We start from the raw sequence: 19,285 nt of genomic DNA, 5'->3' as shown, positions 1-19,285 counted from the left end.
CTTCGCCGGTCATTCCTCGCCCGCCTCGGCCAGCGCATCCCGCACGATCGCGTAATAGCCTGCAAGCTCCGGGATATCAGCGGCCAGCCTGTCGAAGGCGGGGTCGGATGGCGCAAGTGTGCCGGCGTATTTCGCTTGCGTGAAGGCCCGATGGGCGGCAAGGGCTTCGGCGTCGGCCTTGTGCACGACGGTATAGACAGGCGAGGGCACGGTGCGGCCCTTGACGATGATGCGGTCGAGCTCGATGACAGTGTAGGTGCCGGCGACCAGTCTTGCAGTCTCCTCGCCGAGCAGCAGCGCCACGCCATAATTCTTCGAGGCGCCTTCGAGGCGGGAGGCGAGATTGACGCTGTCGCCGAGGCAGGAATAGTCGAATCGGCGGGTCGAGCCCATGTTGCCGACGATGCATTCGCCGGTGTTGATGCCGACACCCATCTTCAACACGTGCGGCCTGCCACCGCGCGCTGCCGCCTCCCGCTCCAGCTCACGGTTCAGGCTCGATATCGCCGCCTGCATGGCGAGCGAGGCTTTGACTGCGTGGAGTGCATGATCGGGATCGTCGAGCGGCGCGTTCCAGAAGGCCATGATGCAGTCGCCCATATATTTGTCGATCGTACCGCCATGATCCATCACCACGTCGGAAAGCGGCGTCAGCAGCCGGTTGATCAGCCCGGTCAGCTGCTCCGGCTCGTCCTTCAGCGTCTCGGCGATGGTTGTGAACCCACGCACATCCGAAAACAGCACCGAGAGCGTGCGCCGCTCGCCGCCAAGCTTCAACTGCGATGGATCGTTCGACAGGCGCTTGACCAGATCGGGAGAGATATATTGGGCGAAGGCGCGGATGATCTGCCGCTTGTTGCGGCGCTCCTCGGCATAATCGAAGGCGGCCTGGCCGAAGGCGACCGAGACATAGGCGACGACAGGACCGAGCGGCGAGACGAAGACATGGGCAAAGCGGATGCCGGCAAAACTCGCGGCCGCGAATGCAAGCACTGCCACCGCGCTGGCTACGATCGTCAACCATCCCGTCGAACGCCAGACAGTGGCGGCGGCGAGCAGCACGGAGATCAGGATGCAGGCGGCGACCAGCGGCAGGCGCGCTTCCGCGATCGACAGGCCACGACGGATATTGTCGTAGATCGTTGCCTGGATCTCGACGCCGGAGGTCAGCGTGCCGGTGTGGACGGTATAAGGTGTCGCGAAGGCATCGACGCCGCCCTTGTCGATGGCAGGGGCATTCTGCAGGCTGAGACCGACGAGCACGACGCGGCCCTTGAAATAATCCGGCGGCAGCAGGTTCTCAGGGTCGAGCGCCTGGTAGTAGGAGACTGTGGGATAGCTGCGGGCCGCGCCGAAGGATTGGATGAGCCGGCCAGCCGGCAAGGCTTTGGGTGCTGCTCCCGACGCCTTCATCAGCATGGCGGCAAAGCCGTCCTCATAACCTGGAATGCGCCGGAACGCACCGTCACCGCTGAGATCGACGGAGGCGATGCCGGTCACAGCACCCGCTTCAGTCAGTTGCGGCAGCGGCGTGGCGCGGATCAATTGCGAGGACTGGGGCGTCTCGATCAGCGTTTCGTCGCCGGCGAGCACGACATCCGGGCCGACGGCCTTCGTGATCGCGTCGTCGTTCTCGGGGTTCGAAGGTTCGGCCATGATGATATCGAGGCCGATGACACGGGCACCGGCCGTGCGTAGCTGCCTGACAAGCTGGGCATGCAGGCTGCGCGGCCAGGGCCACTGCGCATTGATATCGGCAAGCGAAGGCTCGTCGATCGCGACGATGACAGGTCCGCCGGGTGGCGGACGGGGATCGTCGACGGTCGAGAGATAGTCGAAGCTTCTCAGCTCAAGCAGCGACCAGGCGGGCAGGCGCGACAGCAGCGAGATGGCGATCAGGACGGTAAGCGACAGCACCAGCAGCCTGAGGCGGCGGCTTTCGGCCTGCCCGCCGGCCGGTCTGAGCTGCCGAGGCTTTTTCTGCTCCCGCATCAGAAGCGGACTTTGAGCGTGCCCTTGAAGGCGCGGCCCCAGCCGGGCACGCCGGGCGTGATCTCGAAGTCCTCGTCGAGGAGATTGTAGGCGGCCGCTTCCAGCTCGATGCGCTTGTCCAGCGGTTCCCAGATCAGGTGGGCATCGAGGCTCCAATAGTCGTCGAGCTTGGTGCCGAGGTCGTCGCCGTCGCGCTCGCCGACATAATTGGCCGCCACCGTCGCCTTGACCTTGGCCTCGTTGACCCAGGTCAGCGCGATCTGGCCGGAATTCTTGGGTATATAGGGCAGGTTACCGCCGTAGTTGAAGGTTCCCGGATCCTTGTTTTCGGAATCCATGTGGGCGTAGGTGGCCGAGAGACCGAAACCATTGCCGAGCGCAACGTTGGCGGTAACGGCGGCGCGGTCGATGCTGCCGCGCGAGAGCGGCAGGCTGTCGAGGGCCGGAAGCGAAATCAGCGGCAGACCGATCGAGAAATCATGGAGTTCCTGATGCTGGTACTCCACCGTGGTGAAGAGACGGTCGGTCCATTCAGCATCCCATTCGAGCGCCGTCGTATCGACGTAACCTTCAGTGCCGACGGAGAACTGGTTCGCCTGAAGACCCAGGATGCCGATCGGCGCAAGGGTAGGAACGCCTGTGTCGGTGCTCTGGCGCATGAAGGCCGCGCGAAGCCAATGGTTCTGCGTCGGCGCCCAGGCAAGGCCGAAGCGTGGTTCGAGCCGGCTGACATCAACGCCATCGCCTTCCAGGCGCGTGCCGAAGAGCGCATATTCGCCCTTCAGGTTCGGGGTGATTTCATGGAGGAGGTCGACATAGGCGCGACCGATATTGATGCGGGTCTCAACCTCCGTGGGTCCGTCGGTCACACCGTCGATGAGGCCCGGAATGACATCCTCGAGATGGAAATAGGTCTCGCGCGACGCGTCGATCCAGCCGCCCTCGATACCGTAACGCCAGGTCAGCGACTCATCGCCGATGCTGTGGCTGAGCGCCGCGATGTAGGCCTTCGAGTCATTTTCGTCGCTGGTTTGAAGGAAAGGCCTGATGTCCCTGCCGGGGCCGCCGAGAAGCGGCACGTCCGCCCAGTCGAACCGTATGTCGTTGGTGGTTTTCGCTTCGGTCTGCTGATAGAGGAATGCAGCGTTCAGGACATTCTCATAGGCGAAGGTATGGCTCCAGCCAAGGCCGGCGTTGGTGAGTTGCGTTGTATCTCGCCGAGTGGTGTAGAGCGGCAGTTCGTCCGGTGCCAGCGGTAAGCCAAAGAAACGCAATACGGGATTCAGCGCATCCGAGAGCGAGGGATCCGTCGACAGCGCATTCAGCGTTCCATCAATCTTGGCGTGATTGAAATAGGCCACGACGCGGTCATCCGGCGTCACAGTCGCCGTCAGATAGCCGTTGCCGCCGAGCAGTTCATTGTCGGTCGCATATCCGCCGAAGTCGCGGTAGTCCCCATCGAGCGCCAGCTCTTCCCAGGTCAGATTGCCATAGAAGCTGATTGGAATCGTCTCGTTGGAATAGCCCTGGATATCGGCTTCGCCGATGCCTCTGGTATGGCCGTCGACGCTGTTGATGCCGCCGCCAAGCGAGCCTTCGATGAAGGGCACATCGAACAGCGTTGCCGAGCGCGAACGGCCCGACAGCATGTGCGGCGAGAGCAGCAGGCCCTGGATGAAGGATGAGTAGCTTGACGCGTTGCCGCGGTTTTGGATGATATTGTCATCGCTAAAGCTCGCCGCGTTGACGTAGGGAAAGATGCTGCCCTTGATCGACTGGTCGATGTAACCGGTGCCTTTGAACGGGTCGAAGGCGGCATCGCCGTAATAGCGGCCCCAGGCGTCCAGGCCCTGCAGGCGGAAGGCGTTGTTGAGCGTCGAACCGGCGCTCGCATTGGCGCCGAGCGAGCTGTAATCGCCGCCGCGGGCGCGAGAGCGTCGCAGGTAATCCTGCGCATTGCGGATCGCGCCGTCGGCGTCGTAATCGTCGATATCGACGGCGGTGCGGAAGGCGGAGATAACCGGGTCGTTCTTGTCGAGTCGGTCGGCATTGTCGAGCGCCTGCTGAGAAGGGATGCGGTCGCCTTTTTCGTAATGGGCGGCGGCGAGCATCAGCTGCGACTGCGAATGCGCCGGATTGGCGGTGCTGGCGGCCAGCAGGTCCTCCATTGCCTTGTCGCGCTCGCCGGTCTGCAGGTAATAGCGGCCGCGGGCAAGGAGTGCGATGTCGAAGGACGAATCGAGCGCGATGGCCGTGTCGATTTCGCGCTTGGCTTCCTTCATGCGCCCCTGGTCAAGATAGAGGATGGCGAGGTTGGCGTGGAGCAACGGGTCCTGCGGATCGAGCTCGATCGCCTTCTTGAAGGCCTTTTCCGCTTCGCCATTGGCATCGCGCGAACTCTGCAGCAGGCCGAGCGAATTCAGCGTGCCTGACCCGCCGGGGGCAAGCTCGATGGCGCGGTTCAGATCGGCGAGCGCGCCGTTGATGTCGCTCTGATAGGCCGCCTTGTAACTCGCGCGGGCGGAGAGCGCCATCGGATGATCAGGGTCGAGCGACAGCGAGCGTTCTATCGCTTCCTTCATCTGCTCGCGATCGTCGGTGAGCTGCGCCAGCTGGGCGCGGACCGCCGGCAGGGTCGGGTCATCAGGATAGCGCTGCTCCGCTTTCTTTATGATCTCGAGCGCTGCGCGCGGGTTTTTCAGGAAGCCTGCCGTATAGGCCTCCATGATCGCGCCATAGGGACCGGTGGTGTTAGCCGGCGGCTGTTCGGCATGGGCGGGGTCGGCCAGCGCACGGGCGAAATAGCCGCCATATTGGGCCATGTTGCGGCGTGTCGGGTCGAGATGCGGCAGGGCCTTCCGGAAGAGCTTAGCGGCATCGCCATAACGCTTTTCGGAGCCGGCGATGGTGGCGTCGATCAGATTGACGCGCGCCTGCTGGGCTGTCGTCAGTTTGCGGTCGCGGATATTCTGCAGCGTTGCGGCGGCAGCCTGGCGTCCGTCGAAGGCGCTCTGCACTTCGGCAAGTTCCAGCCAGTCTTCGGTGGTGCGGCGCTCCGGCGGCAGCGCCAGCAGGCGGCGGCGTTCTGTCGCCATGCGGTCGGCCCGCAGCGGCGAAGTCGGCATCAAGTCGAAGCCGTCGCGCAGGTCCAGATAGAAGAGCATCTGTTCGCGGTCGTCGGGATTGACGCTGATGACCTTATGTGGCGGCTGGCCGATCGTGGCGACCGCTCCTTCGCCCTCGTTCACCTCGACGCTGCCCTGCGGGTTGGTGAGCGCCACGCGGCCTTCGAGCACGATCATCGAGGTCTTGGCGCCCTCAACCGTCATGGTCCAGTCGGTGCCGCGGATGGCGGCTGCGGCCGCCGGCGTTTCCACAGTCAGGCCCTGGCCACCGCGCTCGGCGCGCGCCCAGATCGTTCCCGATTGCAGCTCCAGCGTCGTGTCGCCGCTCGCGGCCATCTTCTTGACCTGCAGCGAGGAATTGCGGCCAAGGCGAACCTGGGTGTGATCGGAAAAGACAATGGCGAGCTGGCCGTTGGCATTGGTGCGCAACACGTCGCCGGTCAGGAGATCTTGATTGATGTCGACGACGCGCCAGTTCGACACGTCGATGAAGCGGACCTCCTCGCCGGTCTTGCGGGCGATGACGGAACCGGCGACCGGTGTTGCACGCTGCACGGGGTCAGCCGCCGCCGGCGAAAAGCCCGGTACGACAAGCGCAAGCGCCACCCCGGCGCGACAGATGTTTTTCCAGCGACCCAGCATGACCCCAACCCCCGCTTCCCCTTTGTCCAAGTAAAAAAGAAAAGTCAAGCATATTGCACACGTGTTCTTGAATTCAGCGTGAAGTGTAATATCAGGGAAACACTTATGGGATGGAGTATTCGGGTGAGCGATTTCGAGAGTACAACTGAACTTATGCCAAGCGAGCCGTCGACGGGTGACATCGGCGCCGGGTATTTCGATCATATCAAGAAAATCAATGACATATTTTATGATCAGATCAAGATCTCGGACCAGAAGGCCGCTTATATTTTTACTTTCATGCTGGCCTTCCTGGTGAGTTCCAGCGATGTCAGGGCAGTGTTCAGCCTGGCGCGCTACGTGAGCGGGACGCCGGGCAGTATGCTGTTCTCCGGCTTGCTTGCCGCAGCTTCGGTCTTCTCGATCCTGTCGGCGATCCTCGTCGTACTGCCGCGCCATTTGAACAGCTCGACGTCACTGTTCTGGGGCGCCTGGCATGGCCATCGCGACCGGTTCTTCCATGCGGCGCTGCGGCGCGACGAGCGCTACCTTTTCGAGCAGTATCTCGAAAACGCCGACATCCTCTCCACCATCGCCCGCAACAAATACCGTTGCGTCACTTTTGCGTTCCGCGGGCTGATGGTGAGTGTAATCGCCTATGTGCTGCTGTTGGCGGTGGTGTGAGCGCGGCAAGCCCCAGGAAAATCTCCCCTGAGGTGTCTTTCAGGGGGTGTCGAAGGGCGAGATGCGCTCCGCCGGGCGCGCCGAAACGCGCCCGGCCGTTTTCATCCCTCGACTTCGAGGACGAGTTCGAGTTCGATCGGCACGCCTAAAGGCAGGCTGGCGACGCCGAGCACGACGCGGCCTGAGAGCTTTTCCTCGCCGAAGACCGCAAGCAGCATTTCGGATGCTCCGTCAGCAACCTTCGGATGGTCGCGGAAATCGCCTTCGGTCGCGATATAGACGCCCAGCTTGACGACCCTGACGACCCTGTCCAGTGAACCGAGATAGTCCCTGGCGGCTGCGAGCGCGCTCAGCGTTGCCGTTTCGGCCGCCTTCCTGCCATCTTCGGCCGCCAGCGCACCGCCGACGCGGCCGATATAGCGGGGCTCATGGCCGACAACCGGCAGCATCCCGCTGAAGAAGACCAAGTTGCCGGTCCTTATCGCTTCGACATAGGCCCCAAAGGGTGTCGGCGGCGGAGGAAGCGTGATGCCGAGTTCCTGCAGCCGTCGTTCGGCGCCGGCTGCCTGCGCTTTCGCATGGTCTACCATCTGCCCAGATGTGCGCCGCCGTCGACGTGCAGCACCTCCCCGGTTACGCGCGGCGCTTCGGTAAGGAAGACGACTGCGTCGGCGATCTCCTCGACGTTTGATATGCCTGCCATCGGCGAAAGCGTCTTCAAGAAATCTTTCGGATTGTCCTTGTGCAGCGGCGTATCCACCACACCGGGAGCGACGATATTGAAGCGAATTCCTTTGTTCGCATATTCCATCGCCAGGTTCTTGGAGATGGCGTTGATGCCGCCCTTTGTCATCATCGACACCGAAGCGGAGAAACCGGCGATCGGATGATCGGTCAATGGTGTGGTGATGCTGACGACGCTGCCGCCGGTTTTCTGTGTGAGCATCTGTCCGACGACTAGTTGTGTCAGGTGGATGAAGCCTTCGAGATTGGTCGAGGACAATTTTTTGAAGTCGTCCATGGTGAAATCGACGAACGGCTTGGCCAAGAAAATGCCGGCATTGTTGACGAGGGCGTCGATCGAGCCGAACCGCTCGATTGCGGTCTTTGCCACCCGCGCTGCGGTTTCGGCATCGCCAATGTCACCGTCGACGAGCGCCAGCCTGTCGGAGGCTTGGAAAGCGTTCGAAGTGCTGACCTGGCGCGAGGTGGCGACGACATTATAGCCGCGCTCGATGAAGGCGTTGACGAGGCCGGCTCCGATACCCTGCGAGGCGCCCGTGACGATGACTGTTTTTTTCGTAGTCATGCTGATCTCCATAAGCCGGTTCGGGCAACGCGGGCCGTATGTTTTGCGGAGGCCGGTCGCTCGAGATGGGGCTGCTGCGAATGCGCCTCCATCGGTTGTTTTGTTTTCGCAGGGTGAATATGGCGAAAACTCCATTACCCGATTAGATGGAAATATCTGGATTCTCTTTTGCATCTATGCAAAAACCAGAGCATGGCTGATCTGAACGATATCGCCGTTTTCGTGAAGGTGGCGCAGTACGGCAGCTTCAGCCGCGCTGCCCATTCCCTCGGCATGCCGGTATCGACCGTCAGCCGGAAAGTAACGTCGCTGGAGGAGCAGCTCGGCGTGACGCTGCTGCAGCGGACAACTCGCAAACTGAGCCTGACCGCGCAGGGCCGGGCCTATTACAACAGGTGCAGCGAACCGCTCGCCCATCTCCTCGACGCTGAGCAGGTGCTCACCGAGACACAGAGAAAACCGGAAGGTCTGCTGAAGATCTCCGTGCCCGTCATCTTCGGACAGGAGGTCTTCTACGAATTCGTCTCGGCTTTCCTGAAGACCTATCCGAAGATCCAGGTCGACCTCTTCGTCACCAACCTGTTCCTCGATCTGATCGCGGAGAACATCGATCTCGGCATCCGCTTCGGCGAACTCAAGGATTCGACAATCGTCGCGCAGCGGCTCGGCAAGAGCGTGCGCTATCTCGTCGCCGCACCGGACTATCTGAAGGGCAGGGCGTTTCCCACCAAACCTGAAGAGCTGAAGGACCATCAGTGCGTTCTCTTGAACGGCCGCAACGGCGAGGCGGAATGGCATCTGGTGAGCGGTCGCAAATCTGTTCGCCTGCATGTGTCGGGGCCGGTATCAAGCCGGGATTTCGATGCGGTAAGCGCCTTCACCTATCGCGGACACGGCATCGGCTTGCTGCCTTCGACCTATTGCGACGAACAGATCAGAAGAGGCGAACTTGTTCGCCTGCTGCCGGGCTGGTCGTCCGAGGAAATTTTCGTGCACGCCGTCTATCCCACGCGCCGCTTCCTGCCTTCCCGATTACAGGTCTTTCTCGAGGCGCTGAAGGCATGGAAGACCCCCTTGTGGCTTCCCTTGCATTGAGGGCTTTCGATTCCATCACCGAAAATTGAAGCCTCGCGCGGGGCCGAGCGATCTGCGTCGGTCAAGCTGTGTTAGAGTTCGCTGGCTTGGATGGCGCAGGGATTGGATTGCCAATGCTGACGACACTTGCGGTGCTTATGAGTCTTTCCGGCCTCGTCCCCATCGCGCAAGCGGGGGGAAGCGAGGTCGATGTGACCCTCGTGCTTGCTGTCGACACCTCGCGGTCGATGGACTTCGAGGAGATCGGCATCCAGCGCGAAGGTTATGTCGAAGCGCTCAAGCACAAGGAGTTTATCGACGCGGTGAAGGGCGGGCTGACCGGCCGCATCGCCATCAGCTATTTCGAATGGGCTGGCTATGTCGTCCAGGATTCCGTGATCGACTGGCAGGTGATCGAGACGGAAGAGGACGCGATCGCTTTTGCCGGCAAACTCGAAGCCCGGCCGATTGCCACGCAACGGCGCACATCGATCTCTACCGCGATCGCCCAGGGCGCCAGCATGATCGTTTCCGGTCCCTTTCAGTCCAGGCGACAGGTGATCGATGTCTCCGGCGACGGTCCGAACAATTCCGGCGATCCCGTCACCCCCGCCCGCGACAAGGCGGTGGAAGCCGGCGTGATCATCAACGGCCTTGCCATCATGCTGCGGCCCTCCGATGCGCCCAATGGGCTCGACAAATATTATGCGGATTGCGTGATCGGCGGCCCCGGCGCCTTCGTGCTGCCGGTCCGCAAGATCGAGGATTTCGCCGTTGCCGTGCGCCGCAAGCTGGTGCTGGAGATCAGCGGCCTTTCCCCGCCGGTGATGGTGCAGAAGATCGCCGGCGCTGAGGCGGGCACAGACTGCATGATCGGTGAGAAGCAGTGGCGGGACATCTTCGACCGCTGATGCCAGAACAGGATGATTTTAGGCCGGGTCGGCCTAAAATCTCAATCCTGTTCTGAATTATATAGTTAGAGCATGATGTCGTCCGAAAACCGCGCACACTTTTCGGCATCATGCTCTACCGGATCAGCGCGCGGAAGTTATATCAGTCAGTATTTGGTAGGCGGCAGAGACACGGTCCTCGTTGGGATAGTTTTTGTTGGCCAGAATGACGATACCAACTCGCTCTTTCGGGATGAACGCGACATATGCGCCGAAACCATTCGTGGAGCCGGTTTTATTGATCCACACGTCGTCGCGCGGGTGCATCGCCGGCGTCAGCTGCTTGACGGGAATGGTTTTGAGCATCGCGCTGGAATTGTTGTCCATCAACGTCGTCAACGTCGCGGGATAGGAATACTGCTCCCAAATAAGGTCTTGCGTCATCGCGCCGACATCGAAGTATCCCATGTGCGTGTTCGTGATCGCCTGATGGAGCTTTCCGTCCAACTTGACCAGTCCCATGTTCGCGTCGATGAACCGGATCATGTCGCTTGCTGTGGATTTCACTCCATAGGCCTCGGACGAAAGAGTGGCGGGTGTCATCCGAGCCGGCTCACCGCTTCGCTTGTAGCCTTGGGCATAGTCGGCCATTCTCGATTTCGGCACATTGATATACGTGCTCGTCAACCCGAGAGAAGGAAACAATTGGTCTTCCATAAGAGCTGTGAAATCTTTGCCCATGCTTTTCGCCGTTATGTATCCGAGCACGCCGATGCTCGGATTGGCGTATGTTCGGTGCGTTCCGGCGGCATATGAAGGTTTCCAACTTGCGAAATACTCCATCAGCTGTTTTTCGGTTTTGACTTCATCGGGAACTTGCAGCGGAAATCCGCCAGCCGTGTGCGTGCCCAAATTCATCAGCTCGACATCGCCGAAGGGTCTTCCCTTCATCGACGGAAGATATTTGCGTGCCTTGTCCGACAGCGAAAGTCGGCCGGTCACGTCCGCGTAGGAGGTGAGGGTGACTGTAAACGTTTTGCTGATCGATCCCAGTTCGAACATGGTCGCCGGGCTGACGGGCCTGCCTGTGTCCTTCGACTCGACACCGTAGTTGAAGATGTGGTCCTCTCCGTCAACGGCGATGGCAACGGCCATGCCCGGAATGCCGTTTTTATCCATAATCGGCTTTACCGCTGCGTCCGAGATGGCTTTCAGTTTCATCTCGTCGGCCGCAAAGCCACTTGTGGCAATGCATGTCGAGACCAAGGTGGCCGATAGAATTTTTATCCAATTACGATTCATTTTCATCCTCCGCAGGCAGCTTTTCATCAACGCAAAGGCGCATGAGGACGGCATTTAACGGCACTGTTTTACGGCAGCAAACGATGATATCTCGGAGGAGATCCAAGAAAATCTAGGGCTAAGATGGTTCGGCAATTCCTCCCTTTAAACGGCTTGAGGGCCTTCGAGGCATCGGCAAGACATCTCAGCTTCACCCGTGCCGCGATCGAGCTTTGTGTTACCCAGGCCGCTGTAAGCCAGCAGGTCAAAAGCCTGGAGAAGCGATTGGGGGCTGCCCTTTTTCAGCGTCTCCCCAGAGGCTTGAAAATCACCGCAGAAGGCGAAGCCCTTTTGCCGACCCTGACCAATTCCTTCGATCAGATGGCGATCACGCTGGACCGGATTGAAGCCGGGCAGGTTCGGGAATTGCTGTTCTTGGGCGTGGTCGGGACGTTTGCCGTTGGCTGGTTGTTGCCGAGGCTTTCGGATTTTCAACGGCAGCATCCGTTCATCGATGTGCGCGTTTCGACAAACAATAATCGCGTCGATATGGCGGCCGAGGGACTGGACTTAGCCATTCGCTTCGGCAGCGGCTCCTGGCACGGCACAGAAGCGCTGCGTCTGTTCGACGCTCCGCTCTCTCCTCTGTGCACGCCCAAATTGGCCGAGCGTTTAAGGTCGCCTGCAGACCTGGTCGAAGCGACGCTTTTGCGGAGCTACAGGGCGGACGAATGGAGCGCCTGGTTCGCGGCAGCGAACGTTCCTCCGGCGGCGCAGATAAACGCCGGTATCGTCTTCGACTCTTCCCTGGCGATGATGGAGGCGGCCCTGCAAGGACTGGGGATCGCTCTGGCACCGCCGTCGATGTTTTCCAGACATCTATCCTCGGGGGCTATCAGACAACCTTTTCATACCACCATATCGTTGGGGAGCTATTGGCTGACCCGACTTCAATCAAGGCCGCCAACAGCAGCCATGCTCGCATTTTCCGATTGGATAACGTCGCGGATGTCTTCCGCATCTCAATGACGGCTTATGGCGGATTCCGATCCTCGACCTCACGTCGGCAAGGAGATCGGTGAAATTGGTGAGGCGAAGACACGATAGAGCATTTCGGTATGGCGCGCGCCATACCGAAATGCCGTTGCTTCTCAGAGGATGTCGCCGCTGTTGCCTATAAGGGCAGCTGCTTGCCGGCCTGTTCGCTGACCATGTATTCGGCGTACCAGTCCGGCCAGTTCTCGTCGTGTTTGCCGCCGTTTCGCTTCTCGTGTTCGCCGTGCGCGGTCGCCGCACGGCGCATGGCTGACGCGAGATCGGTTGAGTTGGTGAATGTCGTCCCGTCGGCGTCGATGCGTCCCGGCAACCGCGTGGTGACTTCCTGGAACAGCCAGCCGTTGCCATCGGGATCCGTGAAGGAGGCAAAGGAGCGATAGCTGCGGTGATCGGGATCGCGGCCGGCAATGCGGAGCCGCCCGAACAGGTATGGTTCGTCCTTGCCGGCATAGACGCCGGCTGCATCATGGAAGACTTCGCTGACTTCGATGCCACGGGCGATCAGATCGCGGCGGGCGGCCTCGATGTCGGAGACGACGAGGTAGAGGCCCTGGGCGGAGCCGGGGGCGGCGGCCGTAACGTTCTTGCCGAAGATGATCGCGCAGCCGGAGCCGGGCGGGGTAAACTGGATCACACGGAAATCGGCATCGTTGGCGAAGTCGGCATCGAGCCGCCAGCCCAGGCCGTCGTAGAAACGTTTGGCGCGGTCGACGTCGGAAACGGGGATGACGACCACCTCGAGCTTGGTGTCGACAGGCTGTGTTCTCGGGGTCTCAATGGGGGGGGCACTGCGCATGGCATTGCTCATCTTCAGCTCCTTGAGGTTTTGGATGCGTTAAGAATGGCGATACATGTCACCGTCCAGTGGACCACAGCGCGGTGAGGCCGTCGAATCAATTATTCTGTCTGATTTGGCCGGTATTGGCGGATTCCATGCCTATTCCGGTTGAAGGCAGATTCCGGCCCGGCCACGCAGAGATCCGGCTGACGGCGCATCACTCGTGATCCGCCTTCAGCCTATGCCGGTGGGCTGCCTGTTTTGCGCGATTGCCGCACATCGCCATGCTGCACCAGCGCCGCCGGTGGCCACGGGTGTGGTCGGCAAAAAGCAACGTGCAGACCGGTCCCTCGCAGGCCTTCACGGTAGAGAAATCCTCGGTGCAGACGAATTGCGCCAGTGCTTCGCCGACCGGCAGCAGCAGTGCATCGGGCGAGCGCCATTTGCGCATCGGCTGAAGCGCCAGCGTCTCGTGCCCATCGGCGTGACTTGCCACGATGCGGCTGAAGCCCTCGTTGCGTTCGAGCAGGCGGTTCAACGGCTCCAGCTCGTTCAGGGCATTTGCCGGGAGTGGGCGGCCCTTGCGGGTGCGGACGAAATCCCTGAACCACTCGCGCAGATGCCTTGCCTGATCGGCAACATTGTCGAGTTCGCCGGGCAGGGCCTGCGCCCGCATCGCCTCCAGCGTTTCGTGAGGAACGAGTGCTGCTTGCTCCAGCCAGCGCAGCAGGCCTTCGCCGTCGTCGATCCAATCGACCGGCGTATCGACCGGTGTCGCGATCGAATTCAGAAAATCCAGCCCCAGCGCATCGCCAATGAAAAGGGCGGGTGAGCGGTTGTCCATCATAACTCCTGTTCCGGCCGCTGTGACACCAAGCGTGGGCGGCCTCTTGAAGACATAATTGACATGTAACCTGTTCGAATGGTCTTGACAAGTTATGCGATCCAATAGTAACCGTTATATCAACATTTGATAGGTTACTTAATGTCATCAGGACGCAGAGGAGAAGGCCGATGTCCCGAGAGAATGTGAATGTTGTGCTGGTCCATGGCGCTTGGGCTGATGGTTCGAGCTGGTCGAAGATCATCCAGCCTCTGGCTGCCGAAGGCTTGACGGTGGTGGCAGCGCCGCTGCCGCTGACCTCCTTCAGTGACGATGTCGCGGCACTCGATCGCGCACTGGAGCGGTTGACGGGGCCAGTGGTTCTCGTCGGTCATGCCTATGCCGGCGCGGTGATCGCCGCGACCAGGGAAGAGAAGGTCAAGGGGCTTGTCTACATAGCGGCGCTGGCGCCCGACGAGGGCGAGACGGTGGCCGATATTTTCTATCGCGGCACGCCGCATCCGCAGGCGCCGAAGCTTTCGCCGGACAATCACGGCCTGATCTACCTGCCGGAGGAGGCCTTCGCCTCGGCATTCGCCCAGAATGCGACTGATGAGGAGCAGGCGGTACTGGCCGCCGTGCAGCGGCCGATTTCGCCGGCCTGCATCACTGTCCCCGTGTCGCGCCCGCTCTGGAAGGACCGCTCGGCCTGGTTCCTGGTCGCCGAACAGGACCGGATGATCGTTGCCGACAACCAGCGCTTCATGGCCGAGCGGATGCAGGCGCGAGTGCGCTCTCACGCCGCCGACCACACGCCGATCGTTACGGCGCCTGCCGCCGTGCTCGACATCGTCAGGGAGGCGGTCGCCACAGTAGCGGCGGCCTGAATTCAGCCGTCAAAACATGGGATGAGGAGGAATTGAGATGCACGGACAGAAGATGACGACGGAGCGCGTGAGCGCGTTTTCGGACGCTCTGATCGCGGTGATCATGACCATCATGGTGCTGGAGCTGAAGGCGCCCGAGTCCCCTGAAATCACAGCCATGCTTGCGCTCTGGCCGACCGTGGTCAGCTACGCCTTGAGCTACCTGTTCATCGCGATCATCTGGATCAACCACCATCATTTGTTACGGCTGGTGCATTTTGCATCGACCCGGCTGATCTGGGTCAACTTCTTGCACCTGTTCCTGGTGTCGCTATTGCCGTTCACCACGGCCTGGATGGCGAGGACCGACCTCGCGCCAATGCCGGTCGCCATCTACGCAGGCGTCTTCGTGCTGGTGAATGCCGCCTATCTTTTGTTCGAGCGCGAGATATTTGCGCAGGCCGAGGCGGGCGCGATGCCTGAACCGGCCCGGCGGCTGGCGCGCCGGCGGACACTCATCGGGCTGGCGATCTTTGCCCTGGCGGGGCTCGTTGCCCCCTTCGCACCGCTCCTCGGCTTCTTCCTGATCTGCTGCGCCCTCGTTCTCTATCTCCAGCCGGAGATCTTCAGCAGCCGCCTGCAAGGGCAGGCGGAATAACCACACGGAAAATAGCAAACAAGTTATCAACGCAAAGGAGACTGTCATGTCCACCATCAGATACCGCACCGCCGACGTCGACGGCTTCAAGATCTTCTATCGCGAGGCCGGTTCGCCGGATGCTCCGAAGCTGCTCCTGCTGCACGGCTTTCCGAGTGCCGGCCATATGTTCCGCGACCTGATCCCGCTGCTCTCCGATCGCTTCCACATCGTCGCGCCCGATCTTCCGGGCTTCGGACAATCCGACCTGCCGGCGCGGCCTGCCACCTTCGACGGGATCGCGGCGACGATCGACCGCTTCACCGAAATCGTCGGCTTCGATCATTACGCCGTTTACGTGTTCGACTATGGCGCGCCGACGGGCTTCCGGCTGGCGGTGAAACATCCCGAGCGCATCACGGCGATCATTTCGCAAAACGGCAATGCCTATGTCGAGGGCCTCAGCGACGGCTGGAACCCGATCCGGGCCTATTGGGAGGACGCCTCCGAGGAGAACCGCAATGCGCTGAAGGCGATGCTGCAGCCGGAGGCGACGATCTGGCAATATACCCATGGTGTCGCCGATCCGACGGCGGTTTCGCCGGACGGTTATTCGCTCGACAATTTCTATCTGGCCCGGCCTGAAGTCGAGGATGTGCAACTTGATCTCTTCGGCGACTACAAGAGCAATGTTGCGCTCTATCCTGCCTTCCAGGCGTATTTCCGTACCCACAAGCCGCCGTTCCTTGCCGTGTGGGGTGAGAATGACCCGTTCTTCCTGCCGCCCGGTGCAGAGGCCTTTGAGCGCGATAATCCGGGCGCGGTCGTGCGCTTCCTCGACACGGGCCATTTCGCGCTGGAAACGCATGCCGCCGAGATCGCGGCCGAGATTCGGGATTTTCTGGCCCGCTGACGGCAACCTGGCGCCGCCCCGCCGGAAGGGGCGGGTGGTGGCCGAAGCAGAGAGGAGAGACGGCATGTCGAACTCAGTCGCGATCATCACCGGCGCCAGCCAGGGTATCGGCCAGGCGACGGCGCAGCGCCTCGCGCGCGATTTTTCCGCGCTGGTGCTGGTCGCCCGCAACCGCGCTAATCTTGAGGAGACCGCGCAGGCGGTAAGGGCGGCCGGCGCGCAAGCCCTCGTCATCGGCGCCGACCTCGCCGAGCCGCAAGCGGCGCAGGCCGTGGTCGATCAGGCGCTCGGTGCCTTCGGCCGCATCGATGCGCTGCTCAACATCGCCGGTGCGGTACCGCAGATTGATCTTTTCGAGATGACCGATGCGCAGTGGGAGGACGGGCTGGCGCTAAAGCTGCACGGCGCGAGGCGCCTGACGATAGCGGCATGGCCGGCGCTGAGAGAGGCGAAGGGCTCCGTCGTCTTGATGTCGGGCAATTCGGCGGTGTTTCCGAAGGCGCCGTACGCGGCGGTCGGTACCATCAATGCTGCCATCGTCGCACTCGCCAAGGCCTTTTCCGATCGCGGCATCACCGATGGCGTGCAGGTCAACAGCGTGCTGCCCGGTCCCGTCATGACCGGCCGGCGTCTTTCCTATCTCAAGCACTGGGCGCCGCTGCATGGCGTAAGCGTGGAGGAGGCGACCGCCCGTTTCCTCAAGCAGGCCGGCATCGCCCGCTATGGCGAGCCGGAAGAAATCGCCGAACTGATGGCTTTCCTGGTATCGCCGGGCGCACGCTGGATGACCGGCTCGACGCTGCGCATGGATGGCGGCGAGGTGAAGTCGATCTGATGCGGTCGACGGCGGGAGTGCCCCGCCGTCTTCATCTCCTGTGTTCCTCTGCTCGTCGAGCTGCTTTCACGCAGCCAGAGCGGCGCGGGTTTTGCCGATCGTCAGAGCCGCCTTTGCGGCCTCGCGCCCTTTCTCGACGAAATGTGCGCGGTAGATCTGCTTGTGATGCTCGGTTTCCTGATACTGATGCGGCGTCAGCGAAACCGACAGCACCGGCACGCCGGTATCCATGCCGGCGCGCATCAGCCCATCGACGACGGCCTGGGCGACGAATTCGTGGCGGTAGATTCCGCCGTCGACGACGAAGGCGGCGGCAACGACAGCAGCATAGCGCCCGCTTGCCGCAAGATCGCGTGACAGCAGCGGCATCTCGAATGCGCCGGGAACATCGAACACATCGACCTGCTCGGGCGGAATAAGCTGATGGAAGCCATCTAGGGCACGGTCGACGATATCGGCATGCCAGCTGGCTTTGATGAAGGCATAGCGGGTGGGTGTCATGGTAATCTCCTTTGGCGAACAGACACATCACCCAAGGCGATCACGAACGTCCCCGACAGCCGCAAGGGCGGCAGGAACGCGCGTTCTCTTTCATCCGGACTATGACCGTCGGCTCAGGCATCTCACCTGATCTGCTGACCCTTCCTGAGAAGGCGCTCGCGGGCTCGCAATCCAAATTGCATACCGCCGGTAGGGACTTGCACCCCGCCCTGAGAACGGCGCGAACAATAGGTGGAAGGTGACGGGCTGGCAATAGTCCGGAAAGAGCTTTCATGACCGATGAAAGCGCCGATGCAGGATCAGGGCTCCCGACGCGGCGATTTTGCTTGTTCGTCGATCGCGACGGGCAAGCCCTCTTGTGGAGGATGGGCTTGCGCCTACATGCTTCCAGTGAGGACATTCACGTCAGAATAGCACGGCAAGACAGGATGCGCCGTCTCCACCGGAGACGGGCAGGGCCGTGGCAACCACGGGAGAGAGAGATGCAAGACCCCTTCGTCGTCCACCGCGAGGCGCATATCGCGGCGCCGCCGGCCGCGGTGTTCGCGCTGATGACCGACCCGGAAAAGATCCTGCGCTGGATGGGAACGGAGGCGCAGGTCGAGCCGCAGCCCGGTGGGCTCTATCTCGTCAACGTCACCGGCGCCCGCTTTGCGCGCGGCTCGTTTCGAGAAGTGGTTCCGGTTCATCGCCTTGCCTACAGCTTCGGCTGGGACGGCAGTGAGGTGGTGCCGCCGGGGTCGAGCCTGGTCGAGATCGACCTGATCGAGCAAGGAGATGGAACGCTGTTGCGGCTCACCCATAGCGGCCTGCCGAGCGCCGAGCAATGCGCCGGCCATGCGGAAGGCTGGGCGCATTACCTCGGGCGGTTGACCGAGGTCGCCGCCGGGCATGATCCGGGTCCCGACCCTTTTTACGGCAGGACATGAACAAATTTTGCCGGCAGCGGGGCGTCTGTGAAGCGCTTGCCGTTGCGACAACAACGGTCGGCGAGCGCCCAAGCCGGTCGTGCGGAAGCGCTTCTTTTGCTACCGCAAACATGAACGCGCAGTTCATCTCCAGTTCAATTTAGCGGTCCTAATCTGCGGACGGCTGGATTGAAAATGGAGTTCACGATGAAGGCACTTTCTATCGCGGCTGCCTTGCTTGCCGGCAGCCTCTCGATCGGTACCGCGGAGGCAATGCCGATGGGGACAATCAATGTCCAGAGCAATGTCACAAAGGTCGACTACGCCTGCGGTCGCGGCTGGCATCTGACGCGCTGGGGCGAATGCCGGCGAAACTGGAGACGCCCGCCGCCGGTAGCTTTCTACGGTGGTCCGCCCCGCTGGGGCTGGGAGCGGCGTCACCGGGATTGGGATGGTCCGCGCTGGCGCGATGAGAGGCGCTGGGATCGCGACCGGCGTTGGCGGGATGATGACTAAAGGTCTGGCTTAGATGTAGATGGACGAAGGCCGGAGCGATTTTCGCCCGGCCTTTTCTAATGCTTCGCCGACGCTGACAGCCAGCGTTCTCCCGATTCGCCCGAGAGGATCAGATCCTGCTGACGAGCCAGTGCTTGTCGTCGATCAATTCCTCGAGCTCGACGGGATCCTTGACGCCGAATTCGAACCATTCGACGAGTTCTTTCGCCTTGCGGCTACTCTCCTCCGCCGTCAGCTCGACCTGATATCTTTCGCACCATCGCCGAAGGATCGACGTCAGCAGCGTCATGTCATTCCCATCCAGCGGATCTTTCGGCCAGAAAATCGTGCCCATCGTACCCCTCAATCACACGATGACGAACGGCCCCATAATGGAATCAAAGCCGCGCAAGTTTAAAGTGTTTATTTTTTGTTTTCCACCGCGGCGAATGGTTTTCGACAGGGGAGTGGAACGTCCTTTTGGGGATGAAAGGTTG

General features: G+C 61.3%; 19 protein-coding genes and 1 riboswitch. Of the genes, 10 read left to right on the top strand and 9 right to left on the bottom strand.

The annotated features are described in order from the left end of the window. Positions 1-9: 9 nt before the first annotated feature. On the bottom strand, positions 10-1,992 hold the full coding sequence (locus tag J3P73_RS16140; RefSeq protein WP_024320865.1) for an adenylate/guanylate cyclase domain-containing protein: 1,983 nt from the start codon (positions 1,990-1,992) through the stop codon (positions 10-12). Beyond that, positions 1,992-5,759 (bottom strand): FecR domain-containing protein, encoded by a 3,768-nt coding sequence (locus tag J3P73_RS16135; RefSeq protein ID WP_130692181.1) that lies wholly within the window; start codon positions 5,757-5,759, stop codon positions 1,992-1,994. The genes J3P73_RS16140 and J3P73_RS16135 overlap by 1 nt, the downstream gene beginning before the upstream one ends. Positions 5,760-5,882: 123 nt before the next feature. Between J3P73_RS16135 and J3P73_RS16130 the strand changes: the two genes are divergently transcribed. Beyond that, positions 5,883-6,422 carry a Pycsar system effector family protein gene (locus J3P73_RS16130; RefSeq protein ID WP_130655857.1) on the top strand — a complete coding sequence of 180 codons (540 nt, stop codon included), beginning with the start codon at positions 5,883-5,885 and terminating at the stop codon, positions 6,420-6,422. Between the two features lie 101 nt (positions 6,423-6,523). On the opposite strand, the gene J3P73_RS16125 is transcribed toward J3P73_RS16130, so the two are convergent. Together J3P73_RS16125 and J3P73_RS16120 are read right to left on the bottom strand one after the other, a co-directional pair. Beyond that, positions 6,524-7,012, bottom strand: a complete 489-nt coding sequence (locus tag J3P73_RS16125; RefSeq protein WP_024320868.1) for a RidA family protein — start codon at positions 7,010-7,012, stop codon at positions 6,524-6,526. Next, positions 7,006-7,731 carry an SDR family NAD(P)-dependent oxidoreductase gene (locus tag J3P73_RS16120; RefSeq protein ID WP_024320869.1) on the bottom strand — a complete coding sequence of 242 codons (726 nt, stop codon included), beginning with the start codon at positions 7,729-7,731 and terminating at the stop codon, positions 7,006-7,008. The genes J3P73_RS16125 and J3P73_RS16120 overlap by 7 nt, the downstream gene beginning before the upstream one ends. 192 nt (positions 7,732-7,923) lie before the next feature. On the opposite strand from J3P73_RS16120, the gene J3P73_RS16115 reads away from it, so the two are divergent. Next, on the top strand, positions 7,924-8,826 hold the full coding sequence (locus J3P73_RS16115; protein ID WP_024320870.1) for a LysR family transcriptional regulator: 903 nt from the start codon (positions 7,924-7,926) through the stop codon (positions 8,824-8,826). 113 nt (positions 8,827-8,939) lie between these two features. Then, positions 8,940-9,716 (top strand): DUF1194 domain-containing protein, encoded by a 777-nt coding sequence (locus J3P73_RS16110; RefSeq protein ID WP_024320871.1) that lies wholly within the window; start codon positions 8,940-8,942, stop codon positions 9,714-9,716. A 123-nt stretch (positions 9,717-9,839) separates the two neighbouring features. On the opposite strand, the gene ampC is transcribed toward J3P73_RS16110, so the two are convergent. Then, positions 9,840-10,997: a class C beta-lactamase gene (ampC, locus tag J3P73_RS16105; protein WP_024320872.1), complete on the bottom strand. Its 1,158-nt coding sequence runs from the start codon at positions 10,995-10,997 to the stop codon at positions 9,840-9,842. 123 nt (positions 10,998-11,120) lie between these two features. Here ampC and J3P73_RS16100 point away from each other — a divergent pair, with 123 nt between their 5' ends. Further along, positions 11,121-12,005: a LysR family transcriptional regulator gene (locus J3P73_RS16100; RefSeq protein WP_130655856.1), complete on the top strand. Its 885-nt coding sequence runs from the start codon at positions 11,121-11,123 to the stop codon at positions 12,003-12,005. Positions 12,006-12,150: 145 nt separating this feature from the next. Here the strand turns inward: J3P73_RS16100 and J3P73_RS16095 are convergent, their stop codons facing one another. Further along, positions 12,151-12,840 (bottom strand): VOC family protein, encoded by a 690-nt coding sequence (locus J3P73_RS16095; protein ID WP_130664815.1) that lies wholly within the window; start codon positions 12,838-12,840, stop codon positions 12,151-12,153. 187 nt (positions 12,841-13,027) lie between these two features. After that, positions 13,028-13,654, bottom strand: a complete 627-nt coding sequence (locus J3P73_RS16090; RefSeq protein WP_024320875.1) for a CGNR zinc finger domain-containing protein — start codon at positions 13,652-13,654, stop codon at positions 13,028-13,030. Between the two features lie 170 nt (positions 13,655-13,824). Here J3P73_RS16090 and J3P73_RS16085 point away from each other — a divergent pair, with 170 nt between their 5' ends. The 4 genes from J3P73_RS16085 (at position 13,825) to J3P73_RS16070 (ending at position 16,884) form a co-directional block, all read left to right on the top strand. Then, positions 13,825-14,520, top strand: a complete 696-nt coding sequence (locus tag J3P73_RS16085) for an alpha/beta fold hydrolase (protein WP_018074285.1) — start codon at positions 13,825-13,827, stop codon at positions 14,518-14,520. 37 nt (positions 14,521-14,557) lie between these two features. After that, the gene (locus J3P73_RS16080) at positions 14,558-15,157 is read left to right on the top strand and encodes a TMEM175 family protein (protein WP_018074286.1); all 600 of its coding nucleotides are present in this window, start codon (positions 14,558-14,560) and stop codon (positions 15,155-15,157) included. A 46-nt stretch (positions 15,158-15,203) separates the two neighbouring features. After that, the gene (locus J3P73_RS16075; protein WP_130675382.1) at positions 15,204-16,049 is read left to right on the top strand and encodes an alpha/beta fold hydrolase; all 846 of its coding nucleotides are present in this window, start codon (positions 15,204-15,206) and stop codon (positions 16,047-16,049) included. 64 nt (positions 16,050-16,113) lie between these two features. After that, complete coding sequence (locus J3P73_RS16070) at positions 16,114-16,884, top strand: SDR family oxidoreductase (protein WP_018074288.1); 771 nt, start codon at positions 16,114-16,116, stop codon at positions 16,882-16,884. A 66-nt stretch (positions 16,885-16,950) separates the two neighbouring features. Here J3P73_RS16070 and J3P73_RS16065 read toward each other — a convergent pair whose 3' ends face one another. Further along, positions 16,951-17,385, bottom strand: a complete 435-nt coding sequence (locus tag J3P73_RS16065) for a 6,7-dimethyl-8-ribityllumazine synthase (protein ID WP_018074289.1) — start codon at positions 17,383-17,385, stop codon at positions 16,951-16,953. A 78-nt stretch (positions 17,386-17,463) separates the two neighbouring features. Then, positions 17,464-17,606, bottom strand: a riboswitch (FMN riboswitch). A 261-nt stretch (positions 17,607-17,867) separates the two neighbouring features. Between J3P73_RS16065 and J3P73_RS16060 the strand changes: the two genes are divergently transcribed. Beyond that, positions 17,868-18,314 carry an SRPBCC family protein gene (locus J3P73_RS16060; protein ID WP_018074290.1) on the top strand — a complete coding sequence of 149 codons (447 nt, stop codon included), beginning with the start codon at positions 17,868-17,870 and terminating at the stop codon, positions 18,312-18,314. A gap of 186 nt (positions 18,315-18,500) precedes the next feature. Beyond that, positions 18,501-18,809, top strand: coding sequence for a GCG_CRPN prefix-to-repeats domain-containing protein (locus tag J3P73_RS16055; protein WP_018074291.1), 309 nt, complete (start codon positions 18,501-18,503; stop codon positions 18,807-18,809). A gap of 109 nt (positions 18,810-18,918) precedes the next feature. Here the strand turns inward: J3P73_RS16055 and J3P73_RS16050 are convergent, their stop codons facing one another. Further along, the gene (locus J3P73_RS16050; protein ID WP_011652655.1) at positions 18,919-19,143 is read right to left on the bottom strand and encodes a hypothetical protein; all 225 of its coding nucleotides are present in this window, start codon (positions 19,141-19,143) and stop codon (positions 18,919-18,921) included. Positions 19,144-19,285: the final 142 nt, after the last annotated feature.

Origin of the sequence: Rhizobium ruizarguesonis, from assembly GCF_017357285.1 — a bacterium.
Classification (GTDB): domain Bacteria; phylum Pseudomonadota; class Alphaproteobacteria; order Rhizobiales; family Rhizobiaceae; genus Rhizobium; species Rhizobium ruizarguesonis.
This window is presented reverse-complemented; position numbering and strand designations above follow the sequence as displayed.